The sequence below is a fragment of the Melioribacter sp. genome (assembly GCF_049325435.1).
Lineage (GTDB): Bacteria > Bacteroidota > Ignavibacteria > Ignavibacteriales > Melioribacteraceae > Melioribacter > Melioribacter roseus.
Genome location: NZ_JBMOLD010000011.1, coordinates 45,345 through 52,857, shown reverse-complemented (window position 1 = coordinate 52,857; position 7,513 = coordinate 45,345). Strand labels below are relative to the sequence as shown.

The following is a 7,513-nucleotide window of genomic DNA, read 5'->3' as shown; positions in this document are numbered from 1 at the left end:
ACAATTATAAAAAATTATACTTACTTAGAGATGCATTAAAAACAGAATTAGGATTAAATCAAACAAAGGTTGCTTAATTTATGCGGAGTCTCTCTGAAATAATTTCAACTAAATTTGACTTTTTGCCAGATAATTATCTATATTTGTGTCCGAATTTATACACAAATTCGTAATTGGAGGATAAATTATGGCAGTAAAAGTAGGTATTAACGGATTCGGAAGAATCGGCAGATTAGTACTCAACGTACTAGCTGAAAAAGGTTACCTCGGCAAAGAGGTAGACGTTGTAGCTGTTGTAGATATCAGCACAGACGCAAAATATTTTGCTTATCAGTTAAAATATGATTCCGTTCACGGAAAATTCAAAGGAACACTCGGAAGCGAAAAAAGCGATCCGTCGCTTGAAGCCGACGATGTGCTTGTCGTCAACGGACATAAAATCAAATGTGTAATGGCTCAGAAAGAGCCCTCCCAATTGCCCTGGAAAGATCTCGGAGTAGACATTGTAATCGAATCGACAGGGTTGTTTACCAGTTTCGACAAAGCCAAAGGTCATATCGACGCAGGCGCTAAAAAAGTATTGATTACGGCTCCGGGCAAAGGCGACGTTAAAACAATCGTTATGGGCGTGAACGACGATTCGTACGATCCCGAAAAGGACGTCATCGTTTCGAACGCTTCGTGTACAACTAACTGTCTTGCTCCCGTTGTTCACGTGTTGATGAAAGAAGGAATCGGAATCGAAACCGGTTTGATGACCACAATCCACTCTTACACAGCAACTCAAAAAACCGTCGACGGTCCATCGAAAAAAGACTGGAGAGGCGGAAGAGCCGCAGCCATCAATATCATACCTTCGTCCACCGGCGCCGCAAAAGCGGTCGGACAGGTATTGCCTTCGACCAAAGGCAAATTGACCGGTATGTCGTTCCGTGTGCCTACCGCAGACGTTTCGGTTGTAGACCTTACATTCCGCTCCGAAAGAGACACTTCGATCGAAGAAATCGACGAGTTGATGAAAAAAGCTTCCGAAACATACCTCAAAGGTATTCTCGGTTACTGCGACGAAGAAGTTGTATCGACCGATTTCATTCACGACGAACGTTCTTCGATTTACGACTCGCTGGCTACTCTTAAAAACAACTTGCCGGGAGAAAAGAGATTCTTCAAAATCGTTTCCTGGTACGATAACGAATGGGGTTATTCCTGCAGAGTTGTCGATTTACTCCTTAAAATGAGTAAATAATATCGACTAAATTTAAGGAAAGACGCAGTCGACGGAAAAGCCGCGCTGCGTCTTTTTTATATCGGGTAAAGAAAATCGATGGAGGATAAAATGAAAAAATTAAGTATCGACAAAGTAGACCTCAAAGGAAAAAGAGTTCTGGTTCGCGTGGATTTCAACGTGCCTTACGATGAAAACATGAATATTACTGACGACTTGAGAATTAGAGCCGCGTTGCCGACAATTAAAAAAATAATGTCCGACGGCGGAAAAGCAATTTTAATGAGTCATCTCGGCAGACCCAAAGGGAATCCGAATCCCAAGTATTCCTTAAAACCGGTTGCAGCTCGTTTGAGCGAATTGCTCGGAAAAGAAGTGAAATTCGCCCCTGATTGCATAGGCGATGAAGTAAAAGCCATGGCTGATTCTCTGCAGGAAGGCGATGTATTGTTGCTGGAGAATTTGCGTTTTCACGCTGAAGAAGAGAAGAACGACCCCGAATTTGCAAAACAGCTTGCAAGTTTAGGAGACGTTTATATTAACGACGCCTTCGGAAGCGCGCACCGCGCTCATGCTTCCACGGAAGGCGTTACAAAATATATCGACGTATGCGCCGCCGGTTACCTGATGCAAAAAGAATTGGACTATCTTGGCGGAGCCATCGCAAATCCCGAACGCCCGTTTACGGCTATTCTGGGCGGTTCGAAAATATCGGGCAAGATTGACGTCATCGAAAATCTCCTGCCGAAAGTAGACAACCTTTTGATCGGCGGAGGAATGGCTTATACGTTTTATAAAGCGATGGGTTACGAAATCGGTAAGTCTCTGCTTGAGGAAGAGAAGATTGACCTTGCCAAAGAAATGCTCGAGAAATTCAAAACATCCGGAAAGAACGTATTGCTGCCGAAGGACAACGTGGTAGCTCCGGAATTCAATAACGACGCTCCCGCCGAAGTAGTCGACTCGGATAAAATACCAGCCGACAAAATGGGGCTCGATATCGGACCGAAAACAATAGAAGCTTTCAGAAAAGTAATCCTCGAAAGCAAAACAATAATCTGGAACGGGCCGCTCGGCGTTTTCGAATTCGATAATTTTGCAAAAGGCACCTTTGCAATTGCAGAAGCGCTTGCCGAAGCTACGGCTAAAGGAGCAAAAACCATAATCGGAGGCGGCGATTCTGCCGCGGCAATTAAAAAAGCAAATCTCGAAGATAAAGTCTCTCACGTTTCGACCGGGGGAGGCGCCTCGCTTGAATTCCTCGAAGGCAAAGTCCTGCCGGGCGTTGCCGCTTTGAACGACGACAATTGATAATTTATGCCGGGGCTGACTCCTCTCGATGAGTCAGCCCGCATTTAATTTCTTCGATGTAGGGCATTTCTCGTAAAAAAAAATTATTTTCGTATATAAAAAAGAGCGATTAATAAATGGGACTTGATTCAAGAGACTATTATCGGCCGTCTGGTTTCGGAGGCTTTTCCTTCTTCCCGAAGGTAATAAAAAATTTACTGATTATTAATGTAGTTGTATTTTTAATTCAGTTAATATTCGAGAACTTTACGTTCGGGGGTATTCCCGGATGGTATTTCTTAAACAGATATTTCGCGCTTAATCCGATCTCGGGATTCGATCAACTCGGAGAGCCTTATAATTTCCAGATATGGCAATTTATAACTTACCAGTTTATGCACGGCAGTTTTACCCATATTCTGTTTAATATGTTTATGCTCTGGATGTTCGGAATGGAAATTGCGAATTTAATGGGCCCGAGAAAGTTTTTGATATTTTATCTGGCTTGCGGAATTGGAGCCGGTCTGTTTCAGATATTATTGTCGCCTCTGCTGGGTTCGGTCTCGGCGCCGACAATCGGAGCTTCAGGCGCGGTTTTCGGAATAATGATCGCCTTTGCAATGTTTTTCCCCGACCGATATATTTTGTTCTATTTCCTTATCCCTATCAAAGCCAAATATTTGATCGCAATTCTTGTATTGTTCGAATTCGTTTCCGTAAACGAGCCCACAATCGTAGCTCACCTGGCTCACATCGGCGGAGCAGTTACGGGATTCCTTTTCATTATGCTCGACCGCAACTATCATTTCAGATTCGATAATTTGTTCAATTTATTTAAACGGAGCCAAAGTTTCGGCAGCTCCGCTAAATTCAGAAAGCCGCGTAAATTCAAAGGAACTGAAATCGAAGAAGCCGAATTCTATGAATTGGATTCCGACGAAGAAGAAATTACACAGGAAGAGATCGACAGAATTCTGGACAAAATTAGCCAAAGCGGGTACCAAAATTTGACGGAACGTGAAAAGAGAATTCTTTTTGAAGCCAGTAAAAGAAAATAAAATTATACTGTTGGCATTCTTTTTTTTGCCCGCATTATTTTTCGGTTGCAAACAAAAAACTCAGATCGAAGATCGGATCGCTTCGGAGCTATACGTTCACATTTTGATAATCAATGAAAAATACGGCGCCGAATCAGATTCCTCAAAAGTTTATAAAAAAGAACTTTTCAAAAAATACAATATCGATGAAAAACAGTTTGATGATTATTTGAAGAGTCTTGAAGAAGATAAAGAAAAGTGGGAACTATTTTTTAATTTATCGGAAGAATATCTTAACCGTTTGAAGGCGGATGGAAATATTAACTGAATCCTTTCCGGGCAAGAGCGATTCGCAATTTGGAATAACTGATTTTTCCCTCAAAAATTTTATACAGGTTTTTAATGTCTCGTATCCCCTCGTTAATTTTTTCATTGATAAGTTCGAGCTCGCCTTTATCGAAGAGATAATCCGTTTCCAGTTCCGGCAATATCCCGATTAAAGTTTCGAGCTGAATTGAGATTACGGATTCCGGCAAGCCGGTTATCGACGACATGTCTCTTAAAGAATATCTCTTTTGAACGAGCTCGTAAATTTTCCGGAAGTTTTGAGGAAGATTTTTCTCGGAAAGTTTTTTATCTAAAGAACTTTCTTCCTCCGCGGTTTTAATTACCGACAGAATTTCTTCTCCCAATTTATTGTACATATATTTTGTGAATCCGCGTATCGACATCAACTCCGAATAAGACGATGGTTTGCGACGGGCTATTTCAATCAAAACGTCGTCGGGACAAATCATATATGCAGGCTGATTGAATTTTTGAGAGGCTTCTTTCCGTATTTCTTTCAATTTATTCAAAAGGATCAAACGGGATTCGTAATCGTTGAAATCGTTTCTTTTAATGGCGACTTTTAATTTTACAAGTCCGTTCTTGCACTCGATTTTATTTTCGTTTTGCAAATCGGTAATCGAGTCCTCGATTTCCCAAGCGGCAAAATGAGCGCATGAGGCATACGAAGCGTAATTGCCGTAGTTAGGATCGGCGCCCGTTAATATTTTTGTTAGCGTTTGCGTATGTAAAGGATTGTTGTATTCTCTCAATACGCTGAGAATATGTCCCTTTATATAATCGTTGTCGGATAGCGCGATTTTTACGTTTGTGCAGTTATCGCACTTGCCGCATTCGTAATTATCGTTTTTCTCGCCGAAGTAATACAGTATGAATTTCATACGGCAGTCGTTAGTATGCGCATAGTCTATCATTCGTTGCAATTTCGTGCGGTGGTGTTTAATCAGGCGTTCGTTGTCCGAAAAGTCGAACTTCAGCAGATCATTCCGAAGCCTTTCTTTAATAAATTTGATTTCAACATGGAGGGTAGGTTTCGTAAAATTAATTATGCCGCTTCGATCGAGAAGTTCGAGATTTTCCGCAATTTCTTTTTCCGTTGCGCCAATAATTTCCGACAATTTTTTTATGCTGATTTCGGTTTTACGAACAAATATTTTTTCTTTATAAAGTTTTGCCAGCAGATACAACAGATCTTTAAGTTCGTTGTCTTCAAGCTTTTTTGCGAAGCTATCGATTTTTTCGTATGTGTGAGGTATTGCAACATAATATTTACTCGAATTGCTTTTATCCGGTTTCATATAGCCGGATTTTTCCAGAATTTTTAGAGAAGATTCCAGAAGCGCTTTGTTAATCTTTTGTTTTTCGAGATAAGCGATTAGGGCGGGCTCCAATCGCGCCGGTTTGTCGGGGAATGTATTCAGAGCTATTTTATGGTGGTCGCAAATTGAATTATAAACCAATTCGACCTGGCTCCGATTGGGAAAAGAATTATTGATGAAATATTCCTGAATATTGACGTCTTGTTCGTCGTACAATAAAAAAATATTTGAAGGCTTGCCGTCCCTGCCGGCTCTGCCGATTTCCTGGTAATAATTTTCAAGATTGCCGGGAATATTGTAATGCACGATTGTTCTGATGTCGCTTTTGTCAATGCCCATGCCGAATGCATTTGTGGCAATTATAGTTTGCGTTCTGCCGCTTATAAAGTCGTCCTGAATGATTTTTCTCATTTCGGTGGTTAAACCCGCGTGGTAGTATGAAGAGACGACGCCGTTGTCGGTCAGAAATTTTGCCAGTTCTTCGGTGTACCTGCGAGTCGCGGTATAAACTATTGCGGGCTTGCCGTTCTCGTTGAGTATCTTCAAAAGCGTTTCTTTTTTCCTGAGGGTTCGTATTACATTAAGATGCAGATTGCTTCTTTCGAAACCGTAGACAAAAACTCGCGGATTTTTCATCCCCAATTGGGCGACTATATCTTCGCGTACATCCTCGGTTGCGGTAGCCGTAAAGGCGGAAATTTTCGCGATGCCGACGTATTCGCCGAATTCTTTTATTTTTCGGTAACTTGGTCTGAAATTATGCCCCCATTCGCTAATGCAATGGGCTTCGTCGACAAAGAGGAAAGCGGGTTTAACGCTTCTGATTTTTTCGGTGAAATCTTTATTGTCTAATTTTTCGGGCGCGACATAGAGCAGCTTAATTTTTCCCGAATCTATATTGCGATAGGTCGAATAAATTTCTTTTGGGTCGATGGAGCTGTTAATGTAAGCGGCGACTTCTTCTTTTTGATTAATCGAATCGACCTGGTCTTTCATCAATGAAATAAGCGGCGAAATTACGATCGAAAGGGAATCGGAAAGAAGAGCGGGGATCTGATAGCAAATCGATTTGCCTCCGCCTGTCGGCATTATTGCCAGCGTATTTCTGCCTTCTAGTATCGAGTCGATTATTTCTTTTTGACCGGGTCGAAAATTTTCGTAACCGAAAAATTCTTTTAGTATCTTTTCGGGCTTCATATAAAATCGGGACTAATTCTCATATTTGAATCGTTTTTTTTAGATTTAATAAAAAGTTTACAAATAAAATAACAAATTTATCTTATTTCTTATTAAATTGTTGGTACGAATTTTGTTGCGATTCGCACAAAAAATTAAGGTAAGAAATGTCCGAAGAAAAATTACGCCTGGAAGATCTCCTGGGCGAAAAATTAGCCAACGGCGATAAAGACAAAATCGACTATGTCGCTATTATCGGAGGCGGTTTGATGGGGCGCGGAATAGCTCAAACTATTTCGGCTGCCGGCATCGACGTTGTTATAATCGAAAAAGACGAGGAAAACTGCAAGAAATCGCAGGAAAGTCTCAAAGCCTCGATGGAAAGAGAAATTTCCAGATGGGCGATGACGCAAAGCGAAATGAAATCGATTCTGAGCAGAATTAAATGGACTACCGACCGATCGGAAATTCCGGAATGCGATCTGGTTATTGAAGCCGTCGACGAAAATTACGAACTGAAAAAACAGATTTTCAAAGAACTCGACGAAATAGCAAAACCCGATACGATTTTTATCTCGAATACCTCTACGCTCAGTTTGACTAAGATTGCCGAAGTTACAAAGAGACCCGATAAGATTATCGGTATGCACTTTTTGAATCCCGTTCCGAAAGTTCCGTTGGTCGAATTGGTGCGCGCGCTCGAGACTTCCGACAGGACGGTCGAGATTATAAAAAAATTTGCAGCGCGAATCGGTAAAACTCCTGTACAGGTATACGAGTATCCCGGTTTCGTAACAACGCGCGCAATCGTTCCTTTGCTGAACGAGGCGATGTACATTCTACTCGAAGGTATTGCATCGGCGCAGGATATCGACACGGCAATGAAATTGGGCTACAATTTTAAGATGGGTCCTCTCGAAATGGCAGATACCATGGGACTGGACGAAGTCCTTGCCTGGATGGAAACTTTATGGCACAGCCTGGGCGAACCGCGTTACAGACCGTGCCCGATTCTGCGAAAACTCGTACGGGAAAGAAAGCTCGGCAAGAAAACAGGCGAAGGTTTCTTTAAATACGACGCCGACGGAAAAATAATTACTTCAACGATGCAATAGAGG

6 protein-coding genes are annotated in these 7,513 nt (G+C 41.7%); 5 read left to right on the top strand and 1 reads right to left on the bottom strand.

Translation table 11 applies throughout. The features are described 5' to 3' along the window. The first annotated feature begins 187 nt into the window (after positions 1-187). From gap to ACOYVE_RS08040, 4 genes are all read left to right on the top strand, one after another. Positions 188-1,246 carry a type I glyceraldehyde-3-phosphate dehydrogenase gene (gap, locus tag ACOYVE_RS08055; RefSeq protein WP_014856584.1) on the top strand — a complete coding sequence of 353 codons (1,059 nt, stop codon included), beginning with the start codon at positions 188-190 and terminating at the stop codon, positions 1,244-1,246. A 90-nt stretch (positions 1,247-1,336) separates the two neighbouring features. Continuing rightward, on the top strand, positions 1,337-2,536 hold the full coding sequence (locus ACOYVE_RS08050; RefSeq protein WP_041356046.1) for a phosphoglycerate kinase: 1,200 nt from the start codon (positions 1,337-1,339) through the stop codon (positions 2,534-2,536). A gap of 116 nt (positions 2,537-2,652) precedes the next feature. Continuing rightward, on the top strand, positions 2,653-3,573 hold the full coding sequence (locus tag ACOYVE_RS08045) for a rhomboid family intramembrane serine protease (protein WP_422881498.1): 921 nt from the start codon (positions 2,653-2,655) through the stop codon (positions 3,571-3,573). Then, positions 3,551-3,880 (top strand): hypothetical protein, encoded by a 330-nt coding sequence (locus tag ACOYVE_RS08040; RefSeq protein ID WP_422881496.1) that lies wholly within the window; start codon positions 3,551-3,553, stop codon positions 3,878-3,880. Before ACOYVE_RS08045 ends, ACOYVE_RS08040 begins: the two co-directional genes overlap by 23 nt. Here ACOYVE_RS08040 and ACOYVE_RS08035 read toward each other — a convergent pair. Further along, the gene (locus ACOYVE_RS08035; RefSeq protein ID WP_422881494.1) at positions 3,873-6,416 is read right to left on the bottom strand and encodes a RecQ family ATP-dependent DNA helicase; all 2,544 of its coding nucleotides are present in this window, start codon (positions 6,414-6,416) and stop codon (positions 3,873-3,875) included. The genes ACOYVE_RS08040 and ACOYVE_RS08035 overlap by 8 nt on opposite strands. A gap of 146 nt (positions 6,417-6,562) precedes the next feature. Here ACOYVE_RS08035 and ACOYVE_RS08030 point away from each other — a divergent pair, with 146 nt between their 5' ends. Continuing rightward, positions 6,563-7,510, top strand: a complete 948-nt coding sequence (locus tag ACOYVE_RS08030; protein WP_014856589.1) for a 3-hydroxyacyl-CoA dehydrogenase family protein — start codon at positions 6,563-6,565, stop codon at positions 7,508-7,510. Positions 7,511-7,513: the final 3 nt, after the last annotated feature.